Raw genomic sequence first — 24126 nt, 5'->3', positions numbered from 1 at the left:
CAACACCCATATCTGCAAATATTGTGAACGCTTACAAATTAAAGTTCGGTTTTAATACTTTTTCATACGCCCTTCTCGCGCCGCCCCGAAAATACACCTCCCCGCAATAACTATAACCCAGCTTTTCAAAAGTCTTCATCATTGCCGGGTTATCAAAGTTAGTATCTGCTTTAATACTCACTATTTGCATGCTCATCGCGTATTCTTCCACAAAGCGAAGTATAATTTTAGCTAAACCTTTCCCTGTGTATTGGTCGGAAACGGCGACACGATGTACAGCTACAAAATCACCATTAGTTAACCACTTGCCATCGATCTTTTCATAAGCCGGCTCATCATTTACAAAAACTGCACAGTAACCGATGACGGTATCTGCATCACATAACATAAAGCCGGCTTGTTTGTCAATGTCACTTTGTACGACTTCCGGATTTGGGTAACCGTCCTGCCATTGGCGGCTGCCATCTTCTTTTCTGCGAGCGATCGCCTGTTGCAGGACATCCCAGATATTATTTACATCCTTAGTTTCTGCTTTTCTGAATTCGTAGTGCATGATATGTTTATGTCTTCTAATAATTTAATTGATTGCCGGCGGGAACTGCTGATGACCACAGAGGCAGTTAAGATCAATGTCCCTTTAAGAGATAGCCGATGATCAATCCCACGATAACAGCGATTACAACTATCGTCCAGTTAACGGAAGCCTTTCCTTCGATTTGGGCAATCTGCTTTTTATAACTGTTAATCTGATCGTTTAATATGCCGACCCGTTCGGCCTGTAATTTTTGTTCACCGGCTAACTGACCGTTCAGCAACTCCATTTTTTCTTTGTAAACCAGTTCCAGGTCTTTGGCTGTTTTCAAACGAAGCTCCTCGTTTGCTTTTAATTTCTCATTCAGATTATCTATTTGCTTCTGATAACCGGCCGTAAGCTGGAGTTTGACGGATTCAATGAGCCTGGCTTTAGAATTCTCAAGTTCCGCTACAGTCTCATTGTAAACGTCGTTTAGAAACTGGCCTAATTCAGACGGCGTAATAAAGGATTTGTCAGCGACCCTTTGAAGCAGGGTAACATCATCTTTATGCCCGATGGCCGTAACAAATAAGGATTGAAGACTGACAGCCTTCTCAGCAATTGTAAACCTGTTAAAAATATCAAGATTTTCGCCACCACCGCGGGATACTGCTACCAGGCCGTAGTTTTCATTGCTGAGCCGGTCAAGTATCGTTAAAATTTCTTCCTCAGAACTCAAATTGACCCGATGAAAACTAAGATCATAAAAACCGATCGATTCCCGCAGCTGATGTTTGATATCGTTGTCGATTATCCCCGTTTTACCAATGACTATACCGATCTTGAACGGCTCTTCCGTAATTATCTTTTCCTTCAGCCAGCTGTAAACATCGCGGTAACCTGTAGCAGCTTTTGCCTGCATCAACTGAATTTTCCTGACATCATCCTCCGTGTATTTGTTCTGAGTCTGCCCGACCAGATCAGTAACGGTAAGCTGTATCTGAATGCTGCCCGATGAATTAATAATGCGCCGGGTTATAAAGCCGTTAACCGTAACAGTTTTATTTGGCTGCAGTTCGTTACGGATTAGTGGCGGCACCAGGATAGTAATCGCGGCATCAGTTGATTCGTCACGGAAAATATCGTAAAAGTATCCGCTGTACTGCATACCCTTGCCCTGGATATATATCCCCTTAAGCTGTACAATCCGCTTCGTCTCATTAACAGATAAGGAATTGTTGAACAGGTTTAAAACTGCCGCGGGTGAGTAAGTAACAGTTGCTGACTTTTCGGATTCCATCAGCGATAAAATTATCAATTTATCTATATGGGTACACTCTTTACAACAAAAAATGCCCGGCAAGCCGGGCATTCATATAAAGTGTGTTCGGGAATACGTCGCTATTTGGTATTCTTTTTTTCGGTGACCTCGGTGCGTATTTCCTGGGCCAGGTTTTTTAAGTCCTGCATTGCCTTACGCACCCGCGTCCCAGCGGCCGAGTTTTGTTTGCTGTAAAATTTGTCCGCGTCAGCTTCCACCGAAGCTACCAGTTCCTTTAATTTTTGAAATTTGTCCATAGTACATTTATAATTAGTGCCGTAAAAATAAAAGATTAAAATACACCTCCAAATGCAGCCCGCTTAAATTTTCAACCCGGAACGCTGGGTAACTTCTTCTGCCTGCCCCTTGCTGCGTGACGCTCCCAGCGACTGCGAGCTTTCCTTTAAAAACTGTTCCCTTTTTTCCATCTTCCCGTTCTCTGCAAAAAAGTTCAGCTGCTTAAAACGCGGCACCGCCTCGATAAACAACTTGACCTCCTGCCCTTCCTGCATGGAAGTGACCATCGGCCGGTTACCGTTTTTAAGCGAAGTCTCCAGCCTCTCCCTGTGACCCGGATCGCCCAGTTCGCGGATCGCATATTTATCCAGCACCTCCGCCAACTGAAAGCCATACGCCTCGGTATAACGTGTTACTGAAAGCTGCCCGTGCTGATCTTTCCCCTGTTCCTTATCCAGCTGCGTCCAGGCCTCATACGGCTTGCCGCTTAAGTTCAGCATATCCTCCCGGTACACCGCCCGGCCCTGAACCATATTAGCCGCCTGTTCCACCGAAAAGCCCTTGCCGCGTTCCAGCCAGAAATTCTGGGCTACGGGAGGCGCATAAAAAGCCCTGCGGAAGTCCTTATCGACTTCCGTCACTTTTCCATTCTCCATGCGTGCCAGCGTTATTTTATCGGAAGCATCCTTCCCCGCAGCCAGCTCATGCGTTCCCTTCTGGTCCCTGAAATATTCCACCGCCTCAGTCAGGTTTCCCAGCTTCTTAACCACATTACTACCCTCTGCCGGGGTGATCATCATATAAGCATGTCCCTCCTTCAGGTTATGCGACTGGTTATGTGAAGCCTCGAACTTATTCAGGTAATAATAATCCGACTTGTTACTCCGCTTAAAATACAGCGCCAGATCAACCTGTCCCCGGCTGGCCTCCGTATGCCCATACAGCTTAAACTCCGGCACATCCTTTTTCATCTGCGCCTCCATCTGCTTGATCAGCCCGGCGCTGAATCCCAGCGCGCCCATCTCCTTTTTCAGGTTCTCCAAATTGTTTTCATTCATCGCTACACATATTAGTTTATACTCTGTTAATTATCCTTACAAAAACTCAGTGACCATGCGTCTTATCCCGCAGTAATACCCGCTTACCACCCTCAAGACGCACCCTGATTGGCTTCGCCCTTCTTTCCAGCAGTGAACGCGCTGCTTCCATCCCCGCCTGTAATGCCTGGCCGCCCGCCGAAGCGTCCATGCCCGAAAGCGAAAAACCTCCCGCAACACGGGGCAACTGGCCGCTCAAACCTGCCAGCACCGCTTCCGGTGCGGCTAAGCCTTCCATTCCGTCCAGGTCGAAAGCCGCAAGATCAACCGGAACAATACGGTCACCGACCCTGATCGTGCGTACATCCAGCAATACCCGCTGGTTAAGCACCCGGCAGGCGCCGTAGAGCAGCTGACCTTTCGGCAAAAGCAGGCCTCCCGTCCGCACGCTGTCGGCAAGAGCCAGGCAAACCACTTCACCGTCACTTACCCGCTGCGCACCGGAAACTACTGCCGGAACGGTCTGGAACGCCGTATCCCTTGGAATAAGGGGGTCCTTCTGCGATCCCTCTGTCTGCCCCGCTCCCGATACGTCCGCACGCTGGATCTGCATTATCTTATCCAGCAAGCCACCCAGCTGACTGATCTCGGGATCCGCCTCCCCGTTTTCCCTAAGCATCGTCATCAAATCTTCCAGGCGATCCACGTCCCCTTTCATTTCTGCCGGCCTGGCTGCTTTTTGAATCATCCCGGCATCCGGCTGAGCTTCGTTGCGGCCGATCGCCCTGTTGATTTCTGCCAGCTTCTCATCGATCTGCCTGGCCGGCGCATCTACCGCAGAACCACCATCAGGCTGCCCGTTAAAAGCCAGCTCCCGCTGTACAGCCTTGTCAGCGCTTTTTATCCCGCTATCCCGTTCCGCCCGCTCATAAAAACCCAGTTTTCCCGACGGCTGCTTATCCCTGAAGTTTGCCTCCGGCAGCGAAGCGCTGATCTGAGCGCCAGGAATAACACCATTCCGGCTTTCAACCCCGCCCTCCATGCCATAAAAAAGCAGCGCCAGCAGCGGCAGACCAGCCACAGGCAGCAGCCACAGCATCCATTTTTTCTTTGTTTCCTTATCCATAAAATCACCGATTAATTTAAAAATCCACCAAACACCATATACAGGCACCAGCACACACCGCTTACCAGGAACACTCCAAGTACAAGCTTCCAGCGTCCCGGCGGCCAGCTACTCGTCCGGTCATTCAGCCAGCCTGCCAGCCGCCGGGAAAGACCATCCATCCAGCGCACAAAGCAACCTGCAAACACAGCCAGCCTGCCATCTTTCCTGCTACCATTTAACCTGTCCATCCGCTTCATCTGCCGGCAGGTAAGTCTCTATTTTCCAGTACCTGCCAGCGTTCAATTAAAAACCCGTGCGGATTCTGGTCGCTCCGGCTCACCTGCCGGAGGTAACCGGAAGTCACCAGTCGCCGCTGCACCGTGGAGCTGCTTCGCACCAGGGTTTCACGCGCAAAGCAGGTAAAGGACAGCGGCACCGCCAGCGTGTCCAGGGCAATGCTGTCCACCGAAATCCGCACAGAAATATTTCCTGCTATCAGCCCCGCATAAAAGCCCTGTTCCCGCAAATTGTCATAGGCCCGTTTAGCCGTCACATCAGCAAGGTTCAGCGCTGAGGCGATATGCCGGCTGATGACCTCATTGTCCGGGTCAAGAGAAAAGAAAGCCTCATGAAACCGGCGCACATGATCACGCGCCTCCACTGCCAGGTTATCCCCGCGCGAGGAAGCCAAAGCTTCTATTGCCGCGCCGCCGGCAAGCACATACACCTTTCCCTCCGCCAGACGCACCGCCTCAAAAGACTTCCAGCACACCCACCCGGACAGGAGCAGGCAGCAACACATAAATACCACGCAAAATCCCCGAACCAGCTTAAAAGCCGACTCGATATTCCGTAACTGAGAAAACATATCGTTTAGAATTAAAAAGACCTGAAAAAAACCACCCGCCGCTAAAGCGATGTCAATCCCCCTTAAGACGCTCCCGCTGATAGACAGATGCCGCCCCGTCCGGAAAATAGTCGCCATCAGCCCGGCCCTGAAACCCCTGAACCATGAAACGATCGGCATTACCCAGCGCATCAGCTGCCATACCCGCTGCTGCGGAACCGCCGGCCACCCCGGCCGAGGCGGTACCCGCAGCCAGCGCGGTCATTTTCACCAGGATCGAATTACCGCCCCCGGCATGAACCACATAATTGGCCACATTCGGCACCGAGCAATAACCCACGATCCCCATTACCAAAAAAATCAGGTAAGCCGTATCCGTCGCGCTGAAAAACGTATCCCCCTGCTCGCTGATCTGCGAGAGATCCAGCCGCAGCATATTCTCCTGTATCTTACCCAGGATACTGCCGAAGATATTGGCGATAGGCAGCCATAAAAAGATATTTACATAACGCGCCAGCCAGACCGTCAGCGTATTCTGAAATCCGTCGTACACTGAAAACCCCAGCACCAGCGGCCCCAGTATCGCAAGCACCACCAGGAAAAACGTCCGAAGCGTATTGATGCACAGACCGGCTGCCGCATAGAGCACTTCCAGTACCTGGCTCATCCACTGCTTGATCGAGTTCCGGAAATTATACGACTGCTTTTCCATCCAGAAACGCAGGTCGTTTCCCAGTCCGTCCAGCATGCCCTCATCCTTGCGGCCCGGATCATCCGGGTGCAGGTACTTATACCACTTATCGCTGTCGCCCATGCCGTCATCACCCACATATAACTGGTAATCCAGACTGTTTTTCACCGCTTCCTCCTTCTTCTTCAGCAGCGCAGCGATCGTACGGTTGCTCCCGCTCACCATCGCCGCCGTTGCGCTGACCGTCGGCTGCAGCGCCCCGTTCAGCAGGGCGATAACACCTGGAAAAAACACGATGGCAAGTCCCAGCGCAAAAGGCCGCAGCAGCGGATAAAAATCCACCGGTTCAGCCGCTGACAAATGCCGCCATACCCTTGCCGCGATATACCACAGCGCGCCGAATCCTGCAATCCCCCGCGCCACCCCGATCAGCTGCGAGCATAGCGGGATCATTTCCCCGTACACCCGGTCAAGTACCGGCTGCATACCCGTAAGGCTCGCCGCAACACCGCCCTGGGCAAACAGGCTTCCCGGCAAAAACAGCAATACCGGCATTATCAAAATAAACCAACTCCTTTTCATAACAATCCTGTTAACCGGCCGATCATTCGCCCGGATTATGCTAGCAATAAAATATTGATCTACTAACAGTTAAGAATAATCACTTAGACAAACCCAACACATTCCGTAAGCCTGAGTTCTCAGCGTTCGCAGCGATCCGCTGCAGGCGCAGTTCCTCCACCTGCCTGTTAAACCGCCTCAAAAACGTCAGCCTGTCCAAGGTCTCCGCATAGATCCGGTCGACAGCGCTAAGCCGTTCCTGATCGCTCATGCGCAGCGAAGAAGAAGTGATCACCATCGCCAGCTCATCGAGGTTTCGCAGGCTTCCCTCAAAAAGCTGCCTGTATACCGATGACAAATAAGACAGTTCCCCGGAACCGAACACCGCCGAAAGCCTGAACGCTTTCATCGCCGCCTGGTACTCCTGCACAATCGCTTTTTGCGACCGGGCGATATCAGCCACCCGGCGATATTTTTTCACTTCCGGGCTCACCAGCATCAGGCCGTCCAGGAATACCTCATGCAGCGAAAAATTGCCCTGCGAAATATCCCGAACCGCATTATAGCCCGAGGACACTACCTGGTAACCCTTTTTCATATCCTCCAGGATATTTTTCATCTGGCTCAGCTTTTCCACGTTCAGCAGCAATTGCTGAATTTCCGCCGACTGGGCATTCGCCCTGCCAACTCCCCACAGTAAGCCATTTAAAATCAACGCAACTACGATCAGGCACTTCCATAATCCCTTCATCATTCACCTGTTTAAAACCTGTATCCTAATTAAACCCATCAACAAAACCTACTCCTCCAGACCCTGCCCGAATAAAGCCCGCAAATGTTCGGTCTCCGCCTTTTCCTGCGAGCGCTGCTTTGCCAGCACCTGCACAGCCGACACAAACCTATTGCAAAAACCATATCGCTCTTCCACAGAAGCGTACAGCATTTGCAGGCGCCTTAATCGTTCCTCGTCGGAGAGCTGCAGGCGTCCCTGAGAAAGTACATCGGCCAATTCAACAAGATCTTCTGCACAACCTTTAAGCAAATCCGCCCTCACCTTCCTGCCATAAACTTCATACGCCGCCGGCAAAGCCCCTAAGCTGCCCAGCGAAGTCAGGCGCGCGGAGATCAGCAGCTGCATCCTCAGCACACCCGCTACCCGGCTGTCACCCGAAACTAGCGGGCTTACCGCAGACAGGGAACCAAAGAACACTTCGTGCAGGCCCAACTCACCGCGGGTGATTCCCTTGATTGTCTCCAGTCCGCCACTAACCAGCTCGTAACCCTTACGCGCATAACCCGCATACATTTCCAGCGCCGCCAGCTGTCTGACCAGGTACTGCTTCTGCGTCTTCTTCTGGTTAAAAAACTCTGCCCATGTCTGCGCGCGAACTGCACCGCAAAATCCCACAAAAAGAAAAGCCAGAAGCATAACTCTCAGCATGCCAACTATCTGTTCAGGCACATCTGAACTTTTACTCCGCGATTCCATACAACTCTTTTACACGCTTAACCTCCTCCAGCGAACCGGCCCGCTGCACACTCAGCAGCGCATTCTGCGAGTTAAACCGGCGCAGCCCCGCATAAATCTCATCCATCGCATTTGCCGCAGACGAGATCATTTCCAGCCGCGCAGCATCACTCATCTGCGTTTTAAAAGAATTCACCACAGCCAGGATACGGTCCAGGTTCTTTACGCTTTCCTCCAGCATTCCCGCATACACCTTTCCCATCGTCTCCACTTCGGAGGCCGAAAAATGCCCGTCCGCCTGCAATACCTCCCAAACGCGCCGGTATTCCGAAACGATCGCCAGCTGCTTATCCGTCAGCTCGCGGATCCGTTTATAGTAAGTGATCAGCGATTTAACCTTCCACAGCTCCTGGTAATACTTCCCGTATAAATCCCGCTGCCGCTCCGTCCAGTCCGCGATCTCCCCCAGCTTAAGCCTTGACAGCTGGTTTTCCAGCACTTTCTGCGCATTCTGCAGCCAGAGCGTCTCGTTCTGCAGGCGCTGAACCTTCAGGTCCACCGCCTTGATCACCTTTTTTACCCCCGCTTTGATCACCTCTGCGATAGCCAGCTGTGCGCTCGCGCCCTTTGGCAGCGCCACAAACACCGTCATCGTGCTCAGCGGCAGGATCACCATATACTTTTTCATTACCCTTCGTAACTCTTTTAAAAACATACCTCACAATTTTCTAAGCCCGTCAACCCATACCCCGGGGCAAGCCGAACTACCTAAACAACTAAGTTTTAGAACGCATCTCCGCAGCCAGCGCGGCAATGCCCCTAGCCATACTGCCATACCTGGCCGCATATTCAGCCACCCGCAGCTTCTCGCTCTCCTCGGTCGTATAAGCCAGGTATTCCTCCTCCGAGACTTCCGTCCGGTAAACCTTGCTCAACTGCCCTCCCAGCGAGATAAAAACCTCCTTATAGCGCCGCCCTGGATCGTTCGCCCGGTTCATGGAAAGGATCTGCGCCTTCTCCTTATCCGTCAGCCCCAGCAATTCCTGGATCTGGCTGAACTTATTCTGGTACTTTCGCTGATCCAGCAGGATCTTGCAGTCAGAGTTGCTGATAATCGCCTGTTTAACCACCGGTGAAGAGATAACATCCTCCACCTCCTGGGTAACCACCACCGCTTCCCCGAAAAACTTGCGGACCGTTTTAAACAAGTATCGGATGTACTCGGCCATCCCTTCACGGGCGATCGCCTTCCAGCACTCCTCGATCAGGATCATCTTACGAACGCCCGGCAGCTTGCGCATCTTGGCGATAAACACCTCCATGATAATCAGCGTCACCGCCGGGAACAGGATCGGGTGATCCTTGATCGCGTCCAGTTCAAAAACGATCAGCCGCTTATGCAGCAAGTCAAGGTTCTCCCGCGCGTTGAGCAGGTAATCGAACTCCCCGCCGCGGTAAAAGGGATTCAGCACATACAGAAAGTTACCGATATCGAAGTCCTTCTCCTTTACCTTGCCATCTGCCAGCACCTGGCTGTATTCCGCCATCAGGAACTCGTAGAAAGTATTAAAGCAGGGAAAGATATCCGGGCGCCCGGAAAGAAACTCATAATACAGCGTCAGCGCCGCCGACAGGGCCACATATTCCGAACGGCGGAACGACTCGTCATCCTTCTTCCACAAAGCCAGCAGCAGCGTCTTAATGCTTTCCCGCTTTTCCGTATCCAGCACATCCCCTTCAGCCAGGTAAAACGGATTAAATCTCACCGGATCCGCCTCACTGTACGTAAAATAATACCCTCCGGCCAGCTCGCACAATCCCCGGTAACTGTGACCCACATCCACCAGCAGCACATGACTGCCCTGCTGGTAATAAGAGCGCACCATATGATTGGTAAAAAAAGATTTACCGCTGCCGCTCGGTCCCAGGATAAACTTATTGCGGTTGGTGGTATAACCCAGGCGCATGGGCTCGTCCGACAGATCCACCAGCACCGGTTTACCCGATAAACGGTCGCCCAGACGAATACCGAAAGCTGAAACTGAACTGCGGTACGATGACTCCAGGTTCAGAAAACAGCAAGCCTGCTCAGCGAACGTATCGAAGGTATCGTTCATCGGAAAATCCGCCTCGTTACCGGGCAGCCCGGCGAACCAGATCTGCGCCTGCCCGTCCGTTTCCACCTTGGCCACCGCGTCAAGCTGCGAGCAGGCCGAAGACACCAGGTTTTTTACTTCCCGCAGCCTAGCCGGATCCTCCGACCAGCACAGCACATTGAAGTGCGCCTTCACCGGCATCCGCTGTCCCGCCACCGCCTCATTCAGGTAATCGTTCACCGCCTCGCGGCTCACCGCATTCTCCCGTGAATAAGCCGAAAGCGACTGCAAACGCAGCTTCCTTGTTTCCAGCCGTTTCAGCGTCGCAGCCGGATCATCCAGGAACACGTACTGGTTATAAATATGATCGCAGTTCAGCAGCCCGCCCAGCGGGCTGGCAAAACCGACAGAAAACTTCACCCGGTCGGAACTGTATTTATCGTAATTCGCCCGGCTGCCGCAAAGCCCGGGCAGGCTGTCCGGCTCGCAAAGCGTAAACAAGCGGCATTCCTTATCACCCACACGTAAACCATCCTTCAAGCCCACATCCGAAATTACCGGCATCCGGCCCGGCGGGATCAGAAAACAATACCGTTCCAGTACCCCCGCCGAAACCGCATTACCGGCCAGCCCCTCGTCATCCAGCCGCTTCATCCGCACAAAACCACTGTCCTCCATTATTTGCACGAACTGCTCCGCCCGGTCCAGGAACTCCCCGGCAAATACCCTGTTAAGTGCCGGAGCAGGCACCAGCGAGCGCCGCAACACATTGCTGTATCCCGAGGAAGAAAGCCGCCGCCCGGCAGGCTTCCGCGTCAGAAACACATAACAGCGATGCTCCAGGAAAGGGCGCTCGTGAAAGAACCGCTCACTGGAATGGGAAAGAAAAGCAGCCCCTGAATCTGTCCCGGCCGCCGCTGTACTTTCAAAATCCCCCTGGAAAGCCCCTCCAGTAAACCAGTCCTGCTTATGAAACACCGAATGATCAGGCAAGACCTTCAGCGCCCTCACCCAGGCCTGATGAAAAGCCTCGTACTCGCTTTCCGAAAGCGTAAAGATCTCAGGAAGCTCAAGCTCGTAACCCACCGTCAAATCTCCCTGCCCGGAAATCATACAGTCCTGCTCCACCTTATACACCGGAAAAATCTTTGAAATATCCATCGCTAATGAGTAGTAAGTAAAAAGTAGTTAGTACAATGAAGATCCGTCTTCGATCGCCGCTCTGAAACGAACGGTCATAACCGCTCAAGCATTCTCCGGTCCGCAAATCCCGCATACCGCAGGCCAGTAAATAAACGCCGCCCGGAAAAGCGCAGGCTAGCGGGCATCCGCCTGGCAGCCATCAGTTTTTCCAGCCCGTGTTCACCAAAACGCCCGTTCAGGTAAAACACCAGCCGGAAAATCCCAAGCCCCAGGCCGAATACTAATGGCAGCAGCAGCCACAAACGCACATCCATCACATACAGGACCGCAAAGCAAACCAGCAGCCCCACCAGACCCGCGCAAAACCAGGCAATATACTGTCCCTTCAAACCCTGGAAGAGTACCGGGCGGCCGACGCCCTTATTGATCCTGTAAACCGAGGCCATCTTAAATACCGAAAAAAGATTTCAGAACCGTCGCTACTACCACCAGGAAAATACAGCTGCCGAACCAAGCCGCCGCCACCTTATTGGTATCGGGTTCCCCCGCGTTCCATTTATTAAACACCTTGACCGCGCCGATAATCCCCACCACAGCGCCGATCGCATACATCAGGTCCGTACCCGTATCGAAGTAACCCTTCACTTTATTGGTCGCTTCACGGATCCCTGCATTCCCGTCCTGGGCTAAAACCGGCAGGCCACACACACAAACTAACAGGCACAAAAACAGCAAAGCAGTGGCTCGGCGGCCTCTAAAGCCGCTATAAAAAGCTTTCATCACAAAATCGTTAATGTTAAAAAATCAGATAAATCAGATTAAGGAATAAAGAACAAGGACAAAAAGAATAAGGACGGAAGACTAAACCAGTAATTCATGCCTGCATCGTCTACCCTAGTTCCACAAATTCTCCAGTTCCTCCGCGTTCAGTTGAAAAGGCGCATGCGCCGCCACATACCCGTTGATATGAGCAATCGCAGGGTGAGAAGCCAGCCCCGGATACCGCTCGCTCAGTTCACCGGCCGATTTAATAAAATCCCGCTTCGTCCCGTCCCTGTCCGAAATCGTACGGAAAATAGTCTTCAGCTCCTCCAGCACATCCGCCACCAAACCCAGCTGATCCACCCGCCGCTCTTCTTCCGAGACAAAGCAAAGATCCGAAGCACTCACCCTGCTCACCCCATCCGGCAATTTCGGCTTACCCATCACCTCAGGCACCGCCGCCGTTCCTGCAGATCCCTCTTTCTTTAAAGCAACACTTCTCTCCCGTTCCGGCAAACGCAGCGGCGGCCTGTCCGGCAAAAACCGTCCGCTGCGCAGCAGACCCGCCAGTTCCCTGCGGTAATACAAAGCAATCAAACCACCATACCAAAGCAGCGATAGAACCACAGCCGAAACCAGGAACTGCTGCCAGCTAAACTCACGTAACATAACTCAAGCTTTAACCCGCCGCCCCATTGCCGCGGGATTACAAAGCAAAAGTTCAAAACCTGGAAACAGGAAATTGACAAGCACCATGCGGAGCACAAAGAAATTTTTTGTCATCAACCGTGAGGTTAACGAACGCAAATAAAGAAACTGGCAAGTGCCATTTCGGAAATAATTTTTTGCCCCAAAACCCAATTATCAGTAATGAGAACATGGAAGCCATACAGCGCTGTCACAGTATAGTCTTTTTGCACAGAGTTTATAAACGATGATAGTTGGATAGCCCCAGTACTGCTGAATTGCCAGCCATATAGTCAAGGTCAAAGTATCGTTAGTTAATCCTCTTTTGCGAGTTTCATCTTGAATGAAATTTGCAATTTTTTCACACTTTAACGGTTTTTGACCAATCCACTTAACTGCCACTTAATTTCTTAGCGCGAATACTACTTTAGATAAACCCAAAGTACTATATAGGAAATGGCGGCAAATCAAACTCTTCATGAAAAATAAACATTTATGGATGTTGTGCCTTTCGGGACTCATTCTAAATTCTTGCCAAAAGAACCAGTCTCTTACAAGACCTCTATCTCAGAAGAAGTATCCTGTGACATTCAGGGTCGACGGGTTCGGAGTGGAAGTAAAACACATAGGAACTACCAAAAACCAAAACACAGTAAGTGGCCTACGAGATCAAATTAAATATTTAACATATTCTGTATGGGAGGAGTATTCACCGCACTATGATTCCCTAGTCCACGAAATAACCCAAACAGCAGATAATCCTAATTTTGGAACTATTGCTGATTCGTTGCCGGACAGGAAATTTAAGATTACGTTCGTTGCTTCGGATAAAGACGATTACGCAGTGACACTGGTTACTGGCCGAGCCACAAGCTTTATCATACCCACATTTAATTTTCGGACTGTGTACGGCGGAGATATATTTTACAGAGCAATCGGAGAATTTACTCCATCTTCAGCAGAGACTCAACATTTTACCTTAACTAGAGCAGTAAGCAAAATTGGAGTCAAAATAAAAGATGAACTGCCCGTGAATGCGGTGAAAGCAGTAATAACATTTGCCGATGAAGGATTGGGATTTGATCTTCTTGGTGATGGAGCAAATACCTATCCTGGGGTGGAAAATGAACGACGAGTACCATTTGCTATTAAAGATGAGGACAAAGGAAAATCGAATGTTCAATTTTCTACTTACATATACGGGAATAAGCGTTATTACCTTATAAAATTGGCGTTATATGACGCTTCAAATAATTTGATTGTAGATAAAGCCATCGTCTCGACAGACACGCTTTATAAGATAAATACTGAATATATCTATACTGGGTATTTGATGCCGCAGAGCAATACGTCTTTCACAGTTGCTGTGAATGATACTTGGAGCACGCCGGTAAACGTTGGATTCTAAACGCCAAAGCCCTTTTTAGGGCTTTTGACAATAATGTGTGTTTGGCGGGCGAAAGTATACGCATCACTGTGGCAGCATTCAAGCCAACACGCTCCCGTTTGGATTGCGTGAGCAAACCTTACTGATGGTCATACCGCTTACGAACAACTTGCAACAATTACTTAAATATGCTTTGCGCCTTTTTAATCGTTTTTTCAAGATCGATACCATCTCCCAAAACACCTCTGAAAAGATCTCCCGTTTCTTTTAAACGGTCCATCGTGTTATGAATGTTAAAATGCTGAATCGTCAGCCCCGGCTTCACCTCCTCCCAGCTCAACGGCATCGAAACTGTCGCCCCCGGCTTCGGGCGTAATGAATACGGCCCTGCAATAGTTGCCCCGGGACGGTTTTGCAGAAAGTCTAGGTACATCTTCCCTTTCCGCGCAGCGATGCTACGCTCCAGGCTTGTATATTCCGGGATTTGCTTATGCACCAGTTTCACCACAATATTGGCGAACAGTTGGGATTGCTGATAACTGTAACGGGCTCCCAGCGGTATATAAATATGCATGCCCGTAGAACCCGAAGTTTTCGGGTAAGACGGAACATCCATCGCGTCAAGAACATCCTTAGTAATACACGCTGCCTCCACCACCTGGTCATACGTATGTTTATCCGGGTCCAGGTCGATCACGCAGTAATCCGGGTTATCCGGTGTTTCCGCCCGACTGAACCAGGGATTTATTTCAATACATCCCAGTGAGTTCATCCACAGCAAACTTGCTTCGTCTGTCCCGACCAGGTATTTGGTCACCTTACCTTCATCCGTCACATGATCAAACGTCTTTGCCCAGTCAGGCGCCTTATCTGTCACGTTCTTCTGGTAAAAACTTTGCCCGTGAATGCCCCCGGGAAACCTGTTCAGCGACATCGGCCGGTCTTTCAGGTAAGGCATGATATATTCGCCGACCTTGTAATAATAGTTCAGCATTTCACCCTTGGTAATTTTATCCTCCGGCCAGTAAAGCTTGGTCGCATGATTAAACTTCAGGGAATGACCACAAACCTTTTTAACCTGCGTATCTTCCGTAGGATTAAGCAGCGTTTTGCGTTCCGTATTCCTGACCGGTTCCAGTTTCAGGTCCGCCTTTTTTGTTGCAGGCTTTTTAACCGGCGTTTCCTTCTGATCAGCATCTGCTTCGGCCACTGTCTTCTCCGTATCAACAGGAGTTTCTAGTACCACATCCTTGGCTTTTTTATCCGACCGCATACCTTTAAAGGAAGCCTGCCGGAACACCCCCTCGCTGGTCACTTCGGCATAATTCACCTCGCAGACCAGCTCCGGCTTCAGCCAGGTCGGTTTCGCTCCCAGGCGCTGTGGCCGGAACCGCGAAGGCTTATCAACATCTACCTCGACATCGAAGGGGCTTTTATTCGTAATAAGCGGCCTGAACTGCGCCATCATCTCTTTTTGGAGAGCGTCCGAAAAACCGGTACCTACTTTACCTGCATATTTCAGTGTGTTGCCATCATACACGCCCAGAACCAGGGCGCTGAACTGCTTCCCGGTTCCCTGGTTTTTTGTAAAGCCCGCGATCACTACTTCCTGCCGGCGCTGTACTTTGATCTTCAGCCACTCGCGCGATCTCAGATCTGACGTATAGACGCTATCCGCTTTCTTAGCAATAATACCCTCCAGCCCGGCTTTTTCAGCCGCCGCAAAAAAGTCTATGCCACTGGCCGGAAACACTTTACTTTGCCGCACAATGTCTTCACCTGCCGGCAATACCGATTCCAGTATCGCATGCCGCTGGACGAGCGGCAGTTCCATGAGGTTTTTTCCCTCATACCACAGGATGTCGAAAACATAGTACACCAGGTGCCCATCCGCCTCGCTGCGCCAGTTTTGTAAAGCACCGAAATCGGAGATCCCCTTATCATTCAGCACCAAAATCTCCCCGTCCAGCACCGCGTTCATTTTCCAGCCCGAGAGTACTTTTTTTACCGGGTAATATTTATCGAAGGGTATATTATTCCTGGAGATAAGCGACACCTCTCCTTCGTTAATAATAGCAATAGCCCGGTAACCGTCCCACTTCACTTCGTATAACCAGTCAGGATCATCGAAAGGCTCGTCCACCAGCGTAGCCTTCATAGGCTTTACTTTTTCCGGAATTCCGGACCTGGATGCCCTTTTCAATAACCCGGCAATATCCAGTCCGGAACTGTCCGCCGTTTCCACCGCTTCTTCCAGTTGCTCCTCGGGTTCTGTGGCTACAATCGATTCCGACTTTCGTTTATCTTCTTTCAGATCCTCCTCATGCCCATACTGCCATACCTTTTCACTCGATTTCTCCATCTCCGCGATCGTCTTGCCAGATAAAACCGAACGGTCGATCCTAGTGATGTCCTTTGTTGAAGCATATTCATCCTTGTGTTTGATCAGCAGCCAGCCATTCTCGCCCATGCCATGCGTTTTCACCAGCGCGAATTCACCATGCAGTTTTTCCCCGTGCAGTTTAATTTTCAGCGAACCAGCGTTTAGCTGTTCCAGCAAATGCTTTTCCTGCGCTTTTTTTCCTTTGACCGGCTCAATTGGCTCGTACGTACCTTCGTCCCAGACGATCACCGTACCGCCCCCATATTCACCTTCGGGAATAATGCCTTCAAAATTCCGGTAATCAAACGGGTGATCCTCCACCATCATCGCCAGGCGCTTTGCCTTGGGATCGGTTGACGGGCCTTTCGGCACCGCCCAGCTTTTCAGAACGCCGTCCATCTCCAGCCTGAAATCATAATGCAGCCTGCTGGCATCATGCTTCTGTATCACGAACATCAGGTGATTTTTATCCTTGCTTCGCCCCGCTTTGGGTTCTTTCGTTTTGCTGAAGTCCCGCTTCTGGACGTATTTTTCGAGCGCCATCGGATGTTATTTCTTCTTCAGGTAAGCTTCTACCGCTGTAGCTGAAGTACCGGCAGCTTTAACCGCCGCTTTTAATTCATCAGCGCTCACGCCGAACTTTTCTGTCCAGTACTGAACCTCGTAATCTTCATTGACATTCACCCGGTCCCTGTCCGGGCTGCCTACTGTTTTTTTGTCATCCATGTTTTCATTGATTGATTGGAGAGATAACAGGAAAGCGGATGAATGGTTTACTGCCGGAATCAGCGCTAAGTTCCGGCAAAAGAGATTAAAACATTCGCCAGCCGCCAGTGGTTACTGTTACGTAAACTCATACAGATGAAGAAAACTGTCCTTCCAACTCTCTTTTTACTGGTTTCAATCAGCTTAAGCAGCTGCTCTGCTATTGAAGGAATATTTAAAGCCGGCGCCTTCGTCGGGATCCTTGCCGTTGTCGTCGTTATTGCGATCATCATCTGGGTGATCTCCCTTATCCGCGGAAGAAATTCCTAGCGTGCGTAACTTGAAAATTGTATAAAAAAACATAACCATGAATAAATATAAAATCAAAGACGAAAAGTCATTCCTGGCACCCGTTGTGATTGGCGTAACTCTCGCCGCCGTTGCCGCCTTTTTATTTACCACCGACAGCGGAAAGAACGCACGCAATGAACTTGCAGACAGAGCTGGTGATGAATGGGATAACCTGAAAGACAAGCTACCCAAAACGCAGCACGTTGAACAATTAAAAAACCGGCTTCTGAAAGCGGTGCTCACGGGAGTGAAAAACAAGCTCAGTGCTATAATTGATGAGCTTAAATAAAGCGTGAGAATTCCGGTGAGCTCGGTTTAGGCTTTATATGTTTTCCTTAGAAAAGAATCAACAACCAAAAATTTAAGACGATAGGCGGTTATGTTCGCCTAACCTTAAACTTACGAAACCACAACTAAGACGTGAGGATAAACCTTTGGCTTCCGATACAACAGCTATCAGGTGTTAATCTCAGGCGCCGGCACGTCAAATCCATTTAAAATTGTAGCGATAAGGCTATATCCACTGATCAGAAAGATAAGCTCGGCTACGCCGTCGGACCCAAGGACATGTACCGCATGTTGATAGCCCGAATTCGGGATTAAACGGTGAGAGACCAACGCATAAGCAATGTCATGAGCGATGATCTCCTGTTCGTTTAAGCCGTAAGGCCTTCCGCCGGCGGCGAGTGTTGCGATAATATCTGCAGGAATACCAAAGGCCGTTGCCATAATCTCGTGCGCGTATAGTTCGAAACGTGAACTATACGCCCCGCCTACCGTCAGGATGGCCACTTCCCGTACACGTTTGTCGAGTGTTGCGTGCTGGTCCAGCGACCGGAGAAAGGTTAATGCTGGTACGCCAAACTGTGGAAATTGTAACATTGGAGGAAAAGGCCCCAGCAAGGTACCCTGATCGTCGACCATACCCACCTCTCTTTGACTGTTCGTTATCAGACTAGCAATCTCATCGTGCACATAGCGAAGCTCCGGGCTAAGCGTTTCGGGCGGTAAGGGTTTAATACGCATAAATTTTATTTGATTGTTAAACGATTCCGCTAGTATAATGTCCGTCAATGAGTACAAAGGCCATACGGCAGTTGTGACCCGAACGATTTGACCAGGCATGATTCGTGCCGGCTTGGATGACGATATCCCCGGTGCGGATCGTTGTTTCTTCGCGATCAAGAATCAGTGTCATTTCGCCTTCAAGAACGATTCCGTAGTCAAGCGTTTCTGTCCGATGCATCAATGGATGCGGTGCGCCGGCAACGGATGCCGAAGCATTTTCGTCCCCCATCGATTTGAATTTAGCCGCCGCATCAGCGCCGGTAAGTTGACGTATCGCTTCGCTCTCCGGCGGGAATTCAATCACCCTTATACGGGTGCCGTTCTTTGGCGGAGGCAACATCAGTTTGTCTTCATCTGTTAATACAGGTTGTGGCTGAATGAAAGCCGGCGTTTCTGAAGTATGCCACACCTCAATGAAGGTCGGTCCGCCAGGCCCGCCGATAAGTTGTGCGTGTACCGGGGCTGCATCGGAAATAATGATGGCTTTACCATCTGCATCGTGACCCGTCACGATACGTCTGAATTTTTTTTGCTGCTGATCCATGTTTCAACTTTTAATAGACTTTTGATTTCTTAAAAACATATACCCCGAGGTAATGGAAGACTATCCCGATAGCCCAAGCAGGCGTTGACCATAGCGGCCAGGGATAGGCGCTGCCTGTTAAATACCAGACTAGCCAAATAATCGGAGTAACGATGACGAAAACAAGCAGGTGGATCCTAAAACCTTTTTTGGGATCAACTGACACAGGCAGATCATAATTAATTTGTTGTTTCATGATTTCGATTTATGATGTATTGATTTAAAAAGTCAGACCGGCAAAATACGCCTCATTAAAGGGGATTCATACTCTTTCATCTAACCAGCGTATGATGTCCTTAATTATAATTCCGTTGTACTTGTCATTAAGTAAGTCGTGATAATGTCCTTCATATAATTTGAGTTCCTTATCAGCCGAGCCAGCATTTTCCATGAAGTATTGGCTTCCTTCCGGCTTAGCTGCTTTATCTGCCGTACCATGAAGTATCAAAAGCGGCAGTTGTATCGCAGGCATTTCCTTCTTCAGGTCATCAGCAGCAAGCAATAGTTGCTGCGTTGGTTTTGAGCGGCTGTTTTTCATTGCGCAGTAAAGGGTCCTTGTTCGCCAGGCGAACTAAGCGCTGGGAATACCAGTAAACATTTGACCAGCTAATCAATAAATGCTACAAGCTGGTTAAGGTAAGCGGCTACCAGCTTATTAACTCGGGTCACCATGCAATCGTCCGCGAACAGGTTGACAGTAATCTCGTGGCAGGCAAGCCGCCGGCTTGACAGTATGTAGTATCAGCAAACTTTATGAACTGTTGTGCAAGGGGATTCCGGCTGGTTGACGTGAGCGGTTACACGGTTGTCACTCAACTTATAACCGCCGTCGTTTCAGCTTCCAGGATCTCTTTCTCCGAACGATAATCCGCCATTTCCAGTTCCCGGACATACTTGCAATTTGACGGACTGTGCGGCTCCAGAAATACCGGCATGTCAAAACCCAGGTTCGTATAATACTGCGTAATAAAAACGACCACCGGAAGTTCATTGGCAGTTTTCATAATTTCAGGCGTCAGCTGGGATAAAGGTTTTAGTAACAATTTAACCTCGTAAAGGCTGAACCCGTCGTCCTGGTGTATCCATAAGCGATGATTATCGATTTTAACCTGTATCGCATCCGTTTTAACCCCCGTCAATATTCCGAACTGATGTTCCCTCTCTTTTCCATATAAATAGCCGTGTAGACTTCTGATCCATACTTTCTGGCCGATGAATTTTGAAAAGATCTTTATTCTGTCCCAAGTAGTTAAGGAAAATGCCATAAAGCAAACATACAAATTACTAAATATATTAGCAATTATTTTAGTTAACAACTAAGTTCACTTCTATTTAATCTAGGCAAAATCAGCGGGGTTCTGACAATATGTTACTGCTCAGAAATAACTTCGTCCAAACTAGTACTAGTTATAGGATCGATTTTGTTTAAAAGGGTCTTAGTCGTAAACAAATTCGGAAAATGTTAATTATTCCGCTTTTTAAAAGCCTCCAATTCCGCCCACAATTGCTTATTTAAATCCTTTTGTTCCCTGTTTTCATTCCTTAACTCAATTAAGTAAAGCGTTACTTCTTCGATCTTTTTGAGTAACAACGCATTCATCTCAGCAAGATCGATACCATTTGCCTTCATTTCTGTGGCTGAAGGTACTTCGGGTAAATGATGATTTAGTAAAACAAAACGGCTCACAGAATCAAGTGATAATAAGGGGTACCCCTGTTCAAAAACGTAATCCGGTCCGGGAACCCTTAAGTCGACCTTTACTTGCTGGGCATGAACAGTTCCGCTGACGGCCAGCTCCGCATCCGGCACAGTTGTTCCAATTCCAACCTTTCCTGCAAAATAATTTGAGCTGCCGTTAAAATATGCGTTGGTAGCCAGCGTAGTGCCGTACGAATTGACATATGTGTCAACAGACGTTTTAAAAGTATGACTAGGACCGCCGGCTTCCGCCAGCGGCAAAGCATTTTGAATGCCATCATAAACCACCGGATCTACCCCGTAATTGCCATGATAAAAATAAGTCGTCCCACCTCCTTTTAACCAAATTATTATTCTTGAACTACCATTTCCGCCGCTTGCATCCTGCCAACCGGCGATAAAAGGAGTTGCACCTGTTCCACCATAATTATTTCGATTTTGAACCACATGCGCATTGATATAAGCTGAACCATTTCCCCAGCTGCTTGTATGAAACTCCAAGTCAGCCATCAGCGAGCCACGCCATGTACCATCCTTGTGAACTTCGGAGCGTCCTATTGCTAAATGGGTCGGTTCATTTCCACCCCAAAATCCTCCATCTAACCAGCTTACTGGGTAAAACTTATCTTCGTCGCCACCCACACGTATAGAACCGGATGATTGACAAAATACATTCACCGACCCGAATATTCCGGCAACAAAGATTATTACGCTGACTAACTTACACTTCATTTGCTTTTAGATTTTAAAACCTCTAATTCCCGCCTAAGCGACTTGATATCTTTTTGCTGCTCGACGAGGTATAAAGTAAGCTCTTCTATTTTTTTTAACAACCTTGTGTTTATATCGGCCACATCTATCCCAGATGTCTTAATTTCATTTTCCGATGGAATATCCGGCAGATGCTTATTAACAGAAATGAAATTCTCGACCTCCGACAAATCAGGGAGCTGGTAACCGCTGTCAAACACATAATCTGGCCAATTTGCCTGGAGCTTAACATTCACCGATTCCGCAACTACACCTCCTCCCACGGCAAGCTTATAACCTTTCGGGTCAGCAACGCCAATCGATACCGGATATGAATAGAAAACCGGGCTCTGATAAGTCAGTTTTTCATCGAGATCCGAAGAAACTGCTCCCACGGGCGGCGAAGCCATCATAAATCCAGGAGTCCAGTTACCTCCGGCAGCCAATAGTGACAAGGTGGCCCCATTCCCTGTGTAAGTCGCCAGAAGCGCATAAAAGTCCCAGGTGGAGTTATTTAGTTGAACTACCCGGACAGCGCCAATAAATTTCAAAGACCCGGTACTGGAAAAATACCCGCTGGCCAAGAAGCCATTTGTATTTGACTCATTATTGCTTGTCCGAAAATGAATCTGGCACTCCCCGTTTTGCCCATTAGTGGCATTATATCCACTTCCTCCGACAATGGTAATCTGGGCATCATTGCCCTGCTGTGTTAACGAAAGCGTCCCTAAGCGATACCATCCCGCTAAATGAATAGTATTTCCGAGCGGAAACTGCTGCGAAAATGCCTGCAAATGAAATCCTGCAAGCAGGAAAAAAATAATTAAACGGGTTATTTTATGCATAAGATGAACTTTGACGTAAATATCCGATAGCATACTGTCACGATATGACAGTGACAACTATTTTACGTTTTATCTTAGCCGTCATCTAACAATTCATTCGCCAAGCTCCCGATTTAGCGTTTCAGCAAGCGATATTTGCACAAACAGCTAGATTTAAAAGGAATCTCCCCAACTGTAATTACGCGGGTATATGACCTTCATTTTTTTTTTAAGCTTCTTAATTTCACAAGCCTGCCCTTCGATCAGCGATTGCTGCCTTGCCAGATCCTTTTCCATTTCAATTAAATACAGTGTCAACTCCTCTATTTTCTTTAACAGCTTTGCATTCATCTCCACTATATCGATTCCTGTTTTTTAAGTTCCTTTTCCAAAGGAATGTCCGGCAAATGCAGGTTCGATCTAATATAATTTTCAACTTCCAACAATGAAAGGCGCTTGATAAGCTTTCTCAACCACATAATCCGGCCAGCTACCCTGAAGTTTCACATTGACCGACTCAGCAACCATAGAGCCGCCGACTGCCAGCTTATAGCCCTTAGGATCGGTAGTAACGACACCCACATTACCCCTAACATACAGGCGGTCAGGTGAACTATATGCAGTGGGTCCGTTCCCATGCCTACGCCATCATATCCTCCCACTGTAAAACCTTCCCGCCCTCTGTAGAAGCAATATCAAACGATTGGTAATTTGTTGCATAATCTACAGTTCCCCAGGTACCTGCGTAAAATATTTCAGGTTAGTAGTCGTAGAAAGATCCCGCGCGCTATAGATATGGAGTTTCGCTGCAGGCTCCAGGATACTGATTCCCACTTTTCCATCCCGTTATATTCTGAAAGAAAGCGAGCAGAAAAGTAAGAGAAAGAAAACGTTTAATTTTATTTGAACGGGCTATAAGACAAGTTCTACACCTCCACTGCAACAAGGTGGCAGTGGAGATTAATCGATCTTATTTTTTTTCGACAAAGCCTTAATTGCCTGGTCCTGCTGATCGAGCCGCTTATTCTGTTCGATCAGCAGCAGAGTCAGTTCCTCAATCTTCTTCAATAAACCCATATTCAGCTTACCCAAGTCGATCCCATCTTTTTCAACCTGTGCCGCTGAAGGAATTTCCGGCAGGTGTTTATTTTTCCGTATATAGTCTTCGAGTTCAACAAGGTTCACCCGGGGGTAGTTATCGTCGAACACATAGTCCGGGAAATTTTCCAGTTCAACCTTGATTGCCTGCGCGTGGATTTTTCCCTTCACGTTAAGCAAGTAATCCTGAAAGGGAGATTCTGTGCCCAGGTTAAGCCTTCCCAGCAAGCTTAACTGGCTGACATTATTTACCTGGGACATATTGGGGTTGTAATCCTGGATGTCTGTCAGAATACTCTGATTCACCGGTTGACCATTAACCCGGTAATTGACACATTTTAATTTTTCACCGGTAGAATTTACCCAGCCGGCAAACTGATAGCCGTAATCATGAAATGCAGGGCTGTAAGGTACATCCAGCGCCATGTATTTCTTACCCTGATATATACAGGTCTTTAGTTTCCAGTGATTGTCCGTGGTTGAGGACTGGAGAGTAGCCGAAACACCGCCATAAGCCGACATGCTAGAAATTGTCGCGACACTCATCCGGTTAAAAGACACCGAGTTACCTCGGAAAGCGGTTAATGTACCCACAACGTTATTAAAATCCAGAAGCGTACCGTTATAAATCTCATGTAGTAAGATCAGGGAATAGGTATAATCACCCTGGCTGTTGTTGCCGATATCAATAACCTGGTAACCCTTTGATTCTGTGAGCGTTTGCGCAGATAAATCGATAAAGCCGGCGCAACAAATGAACAGTAAAAAAAATTTTCTCATTGTATTTAACTAAAAGTTCTTAAGTA

29 protein-coding genes are annotated in these 24126 nt (G+C 48.8%); 3 read left to right on the top strand and 26 right to left on the bottom strand.

Features of this window, described 5'->3' with window-relative positions; genetic code table 11:
* Positions 1-31 precede the first annotated feature (31 nt).
* From GS399_RS05570 to GS399_RS05500, 15 genes are all read right to left on the bottom strand, one after another.
* Positions 32-553, bottom strand: coding sequence for a GNAT family N-acetyltransferase (locus GS399_RS05570; RefSeq protein ID WP_160843610.1), 522 nt, complete (start codon positions 551-553; stop codon positions 32-34).
* 73 nt (positions 554-626) lie between these two features.
* A complete protein-coding gene (locus GS399_RS05565; protein WP_160843609.1) occupies positions 627-1814 on the bottom strand; it encodes an exodeoxyribonuclease VII large subunit in 1188 nt (395 codons plus the stop codon).
* Positions 1815-1915: 101 nt separating this feature from the next.
* A complete protein-coding gene (locus tag GS399_RS05560) occupies positions 1916-2092 on the bottom strand; it encodes a BF3379 family histone-like protein (RefSeq protein WP_160843608.1) in 177 nt (58 codons plus the stop codon).
* A gap of 63 nt (positions 2093-2155) precedes the next feature.
* Positions 2156-3130: a hypothetical protein gene (locus GS399_RS05555; RefSeq protein WP_160843607.1), complete on the bottom strand. Its 975-nt coding sequence runs from the start codon at positions 3128-3130 to the stop codon at positions 2156-2158.
* Between the two features lie 46 nt (positions 3131-3176).
* Entirely contained in the window at positions 3177-4235 is a 1059-nt protein-coding gene (gene traM / locus GS399_RS05550; RefSeq protein ID WP_160843606.1) for a conjugative transposon protein TraM, read from the bottom strand.
* Between the two features lie 11 nt (positions 4236-4246).
* The gene (locus tag GS399_RS05545) at positions 4247-4465 is read right to left on the bottom strand and encodes a hypothetical protein (protein WP_160843605.1); all 219 of its coding nucleotides are present in this window, start codon (positions 4463-4465) and stop codon (positions 4247-4249) included.
* A 5-nt stretch (positions 4466-4470) separates the two neighbouring features.
* Positions 4471-5085: a conjugative transposon protein TraK gene (traK, locus tag GS399_RS05540; protein ID WP_160843604.1), complete on the bottom strand. Its 615-nt coding sequence runs from the start codon at positions 5083-5085 to the stop codon at positions 4471-4473.
* A 52-nt stretch (positions 5086-5137) separates the two neighbouring features.
* On the bottom strand, positions 5138-6337 hold the full coding sequence (gene traJ, locus GS399_RS05535; RefSeq protein ID WP_160843603.1) for a conjugative transposon protein TraJ: 1200 nt from the start codon (positions 6335-6337) through the stop codon (positions 5138-5140).
* 79 nt (positions 6338-6416) lie between these two features.
* The gene (locus GS399_RS05530) at positions 6417-7070 is read right to left on the bottom strand and encodes a TerB family tellurite resistance protein (protein ID WP_237487871.1); all 654 of its coding nucleotides are present in this window, start codon (positions 7068-7070) and stop codon (positions 6417-6419) included.
* 45 nt (positions 7071-7115) lie between these two features.
* The gene (locus GS399_RS05525; protein WP_160843602.1) at positions 7116-7805 is read right to left on the bottom strand and encodes a hypothetical protein; all 690 of its coding nucleotides are present in this window, start codon (positions 7803-7805) and stop codon (positions 7116-7118) included.
* Positions 7789-8499 carry a conjugal transfer protein TraI gene (locus tag GS399_RS05520; RefSeq protein ID WP_160843601.1) on the bottom strand — a complete coding sequence of 237 codons (711 nt, stop codon included), beginning with the start codon at positions 8497-8499 and terminating at the stop codon, positions 7789-7791. Before GS399_RS05520 ends, GS399_RS05525 begins: the two co-directional genes overlap by 17 nt.
* A 61-nt stretch (positions 8500-8560) precedes the next feature.
* Complete coding sequence (locus tag GS399_RS05515) at positions 8561-11041, bottom strand: TraG family conjugative transposon ATPase (protein WP_160843600.1); 2481 nt, start codon at positions 11039-11041, stop codon at positions 8561-8563.
* Positions 11042-11115: 74 nt separating this feature from the next.
* On the bottom strand, positions 11116-11469 hold the full coding sequence (locus GS399_RS05510) for a DUF4133 domain-containing protein (RefSeq protein WP_160843599.1): 354 nt from the start codon (positions 11467-11469) through the stop codon (positions 11116-11118).
* A 1-nt stretch (position 11470) separates the two neighbouring features.
* Positions 11471-11803, bottom strand: coding sequence for a DUF4134 domain-containing protein (locus tag GS399_RS05505; RefSeq protein WP_160843598.1), 333 nt, complete (start codon positions 11801-11803; stop codon positions 11471-11473).
* Between the two features lie 114 nt (positions 11804-11917).
* Positions 11918-12454, bottom strand: coding sequence for a hypothetical protein (locus GS399_RS05500; protein ID WP_160843597.1), 537 nt, complete (start codon positions 12452-12454; stop codon positions 11918-11920).
* 496 nt (positions 12455-12950) lie between these two features.
* Between GS399_RS05500 and GS399_RS05495 the strand changes: the two genes are divergently transcribed.
* Complete coding sequence (locus GS399_RS05495) at positions 12951-13880, top strand: hypothetical protein (protein WP_160843596.1); 930 nt, start codon at positions 12951-12953, stop codon at positions 13878-13880.
* A gap of 157 nt (positions 13881-14037) precedes the next feature.
* Here the strand turns inward: GS399_RS05495 and ligD are convergent, their stop codons facing one another.
* Positions 14038-16785 carry a DNA ligase D gene (gene ligD, locus GS399_RS05490; RefSeq protein WP_160843595.1) on the bottom strand — a complete coding sequence of 916 codons (2748 nt, stop codon included), beginning with the start codon at positions 16783-16785 and terminating at the stop codon, positions 14038-14040.
* A 6-nt stretch (positions 16786-16791) separates the two neighbouring features.
* Entirely contained in the window at positions 16792-16968 is a 177-nt protein-coding gene (locus GS399_RS05485; protein WP_160843594.1) for a DUF3606 domain-containing protein, read from the bottom strand.
* A gap of 135 nt (positions 16969-17103) precedes the next feature.
* Here GS399_RS05485 and GS399_RS05480 point away from each other — a divergent pair, with 135 nt between their 5' ends.
* Together GS399_RS05480 and GS399_RS05475 are read left to right on the top strand one after the other, a co-directional pair.
* A complete protein-coding gene (locus GS399_RS05480; protein ID WP_160843593.1) occupies positions 17104-17277 on the top strand; it encodes a phosphatidate cytidylyltransferase in 174 nt (57 codons plus the stop codon).
* A 37-nt stretch (positions 17278-17314) separates the two neighbouring features.
* Entirely contained in the window at positions 17315-17587 is a 273-nt protein-coding gene (locus tag GS399_RS05475) for a YtxH domain-containing protein (protein WP_160843592.1), read from the top strand.
* A 167-nt stretch (positions 17588-17754) separates the two neighbouring features.
* On the opposite strand, the gene GS399_RS05470 is transcribed toward GS399_RS05475, so the two are convergent.
* The 9 genes from GS399_RS05470 to GS399_RS05430 all read right to left on the bottom strand — a co-directional run bounded on the left by GS399_RS05470 (position 17755) and on the right by GS399_RS05430 (position 24100).
* On the bottom strand, positions 17755-18324 hold the full coding sequence (locus GS399_RS05470; RefSeq protein WP_160843591.1) for a carboxymuconolactone decarboxylase family protein: 570 nt from the start codon (positions 18322-18324) through the stop codon (positions 17755-17757).
* Between the two features lie 16 nt (positions 18325-18340).
* Positions 18341-18877 (bottom strand): cupin domain-containing protein, encoded by a 537-nt coding sequence (locus GS399_RS21075; RefSeq protein WP_202409382.1) that lies wholly within the window; start codon positions 18875-18877, stop codon positions 18341-18343.
* 43 nt (positions 18878-18920) lie between these two features.
* Entirely contained in the window at positions 18921-19145 is a 225-nt protein-coding gene (locus GS399_RS05460; protein WP_160843589.1) for a 2TM domain-containing protein, read from the bottom strand.
* A 66-nt stretch (positions 19146-19211) separates the two neighbouring features.
* Entirely contained in the window at positions 19212-19487 is a 276-nt protein-coding gene (locus GS399_RS05455; protein ID WP_202409381.1) for a serine aminopeptidase domain-containing protein, read from the bottom strand.
* 274 nt (positions 19488-19761) lie between these two features.
* Positions 19762-20214, bottom strand: a complete 453-nt coding sequence (locus GS399_RS05450) for a hypothetical protein (protein WP_160843588.1) — start codon at positions 20212-20214, stop codon at positions 19762-19764.
* A 197-nt stretch (positions 20215-20411) separates the two neighbouring features.
* Entirely contained in the window at positions 20412-21380 is a 969-nt protein-coding gene (locus GS399_RS05445; RefSeq protein WP_160843587.1) for a hypothetical protein, read from the bottom strand.
* Positions 21377-22243, bottom strand: coding sequence for a hypothetical protein (locus GS399_RS05440; protein ID WP_160843586.1), 867 nt, complete (start codon positions 22241-22243; stop codon positions 21377-21379). The genes GS399_RS05445 and GS399_RS05440 overlap by 4 nt, the downstream gene beginning before the upstream one ends.
* A 153-nt stretch (positions 22244-22396) precedes the next feature.
* Positions 22397-22573 (bottom strand): hypothetical protein, encoded by a 177-nt coding sequence (locus GS399_RS05435; RefSeq protein WP_160843585.1) that lies wholly within the window; start codon positions 22571-22573, stop codon positions 22397-22399.
* Positions 22574-23182: 609 nt separating this feature from the next.
* The gene (locus GS399_RS05430) at positions 23183-24100 is read right to left on the bottom strand and encodes a hypothetical protein (RefSeq protein WP_160843584.1); all 918 of its coding nucleotides are present in this window, start codon (positions 24098-24100) and stop codon (positions 23183-23185) included.
* Positions 24101-24126: the final 26 nt, after the last annotated feature.

This window comes from Hufsiella arboris (assembly GCF_009834875.1).
Lineage (GTDB): Bacteria > Bacteroidota > Bacteroidia > Sphingobacteriales > Sphingobacteriaceae > Hufsiella_A > Hufsiella_A arboris.
The sequence above is the reverse complement of the archived record's forward strand: the minus strand, read 5'-3'. Positions and strand labels throughout refer to the sequence as shown.

Excerpts from the sequence above, each read along its gene's own strand:
- GS399_RS05445 (WP_160843587.1), bottom strand. The coding sequence starts at position 21,380 with ATGAAGTGTAAGTTAGTCAGCGTAATAATCTTTGTTGCCGGAATATTC.
- GS399_RS05545 (WP_160843605.1), bottom strand. The coding sequence starts at position 4,465 with ATGGACAGGTTAAATGGTAGCAGGAAAGATGGCAGGCTGGCTGTGTTT.
- GS399_RS05510 (WP_160843599.1), bottom strand. The coding sequence starts at position 11,469 with ATGGCCTCGGTTTACAGGATCAATAAGGGCGTCGGCCGCCCGGTACTC.
- GS399_RS05475 (WP_160843592.1), top strand. The coding sequence starts at position 17,315 with ATGAATAAATATAAAATCAAAGACGAAAAGTCATTCCTGGCACCCGTT.
- GS399_RS05565 (WP_160843609.1), bottom strand. The coding sequence starts at position 1,814 with ATGGAATCCGAAAAGTCAGCAACTGTTACTTACTCACCCGCGGCAGTT.
- GS399_RS05430 (WP_160843584.1), bottom strand. The coding sequence starts at position 24,100 with ATGAGAAAATTTTTTTTACTGTTCATTTGTTGCGCCGGCTTTATCGAT.
- GS399_RS05450 (WP_160843588.1), bottom strand. The coding sequence starts at position 20,214 with ATGGCATTTTCCTTAACTACTTGGGACAGAATAAAGATCTTTTCAAAA.
- GS399_RS05480 (WP_160843593.1), top strand. The coding sequence starts at position 17,104 with ATGAAGAAAACTGTCCTTCCAACTCTCTTTTTACTGGTTTCAATCAGC.
- GS399_RS05530 (WP_237487871.1), bottom strand. The coding sequence starts at position 7,070 with ATGATGAAGGGATTATGGAAGTGCCTGATCGTAGTTGCGTTGATTTTA.
- GS399_RS05485 (WP_160843594.1), bottom strand. The coding sequence starts at position 16,968 with ATGGATGACAAAAAAACAGTAGGCAGCCCGGACAGGGACCGGGTGAAT.
- GS399_RS05470 (WP_160843591.1), bottom strand. The coding sequence starts at position 18,324 with ATGCGTATTAAACCCTTACCGCCCGAAACGCTTAGCCCGGAGCTTCGC.
- traK (WP_160843604.1), bottom strand. The coding sequence starts at position 5,085 with ATGTTTTCTCAGTTACGGAATATCGAGTCGGCTTTTAAGCTGGTTCGG.
- GS399_RS05520 (WP_160843601.1), bottom strand. The coding sequence starts at position 8,499 with ATGTTTTTAAAAGAGTTACGAAGGGTAATGAAAAAGTATATGGTGATC.
- GS399_RS05560 (WP_160843608.1), bottom strand. The coding sequence starts at position 2,092 with ATGGACAAATTTCAAAAATTAAAGGAACTGGTAGCTTCGGTGGAAGCT.
- traJ (WP_160843603.1), bottom strand. The coding sequence starts at position 6,337 with ATGAAAAGGAGTTGGTTTATTTTGATAATGCCGGTATTGCTGTTTTTG.
- GS399_RS05525 (WP_160843602.1), bottom strand. The coding sequence starts at position 7,805 with ATGGAATCGCGGAGTAAAAGTTCAGATGTGCCTGAACAGATAGTTGGC.
- GS399_RS05440 (WP_160843586.1), bottom strand. The coding sequence starts at position 22,243 with ATGCATAAAATAACCCGTTTAATTATTTTTTTCCTGCTTGCAGGATTT.
- traM (WP_160843606.1), bottom strand. The coding sequence starts at position 4,235 with ATGGATAAGGAAACAAAGAAAAAATGGATGCTGTGGCTGCTGCCTGTG.
- GS399_RS05460 (WP_160843589.1), bottom strand. The coding sequence starts at position 19,145 with ATGAAACAACAAATTAATTATGATCTGCCTGTGTCAGTTGATCCCAAA.
- GS399_RS05500 (WP_160843597.1), bottom strand. The coding sequence starts at position 12,454 with ATGTTACGTGAGTTTAGCTGGCAGCAGTTCCTGGTTTCGGCTGTGGTT.
- GS399_RS05435 (WP_160843585.1), bottom strand. The coding sequence starts at position 22,573 with ATGAATGCAAAGCTGTTAAAGAAAATAGAGGAGTTGACACTGTATTTA.
- GS399_RS05555 (WP_160843607.1), bottom strand. The coding sequence starts at position 3,130 with ATGAATGAAAACAATTTGGAGAACCTGAAAAAGGAGATGGGCGCGCTG.
- GS399_RS05455 (WP_202409381.1), bottom strand. The coding sequence starts at position 19,487 with ATGAAAAACAGCCGCTCAAAACCAACGCAGCAACTATTGCTTGCTGCT.
- GS399_RS05515 (WP_160843600.1), bottom strand. The coding sequence starts at position 11,041 with ATGGATATTTCAAAGATTTTTCCGGTGTATAAGGTGGAGCAGGACTGT.
- GS399_RS05570 (WP_160843610.1), bottom strand. The coding sequence starts at position 553 with ATGCACTACGAATTCAGAAAAGCAGAAACTAAGGATGTAAATAATATC.
- ligD (WP_160843595.1), bottom strand. The coding sequence starts at position 16,785 with ATGGCGCTCGAAAAATACGTCCAGAAGCGGGACTTCAGCAAAACGAAA.
- GS399_RS05495 (WP_160843596.1), top strand. The coding sequence starts at position 12,951 with ATGAAAAATAAACATTTATGGATGTTGTGCCTTTCGGGACTCATTCTA.
- GS399_RS05505 (WP_160843598.1), bottom strand. The coding sequence starts at position 11,803 with ATGAAAGCTTTTTATAGCGGCTTTAGAGGCCGCCGAGCCACTGCTTTG.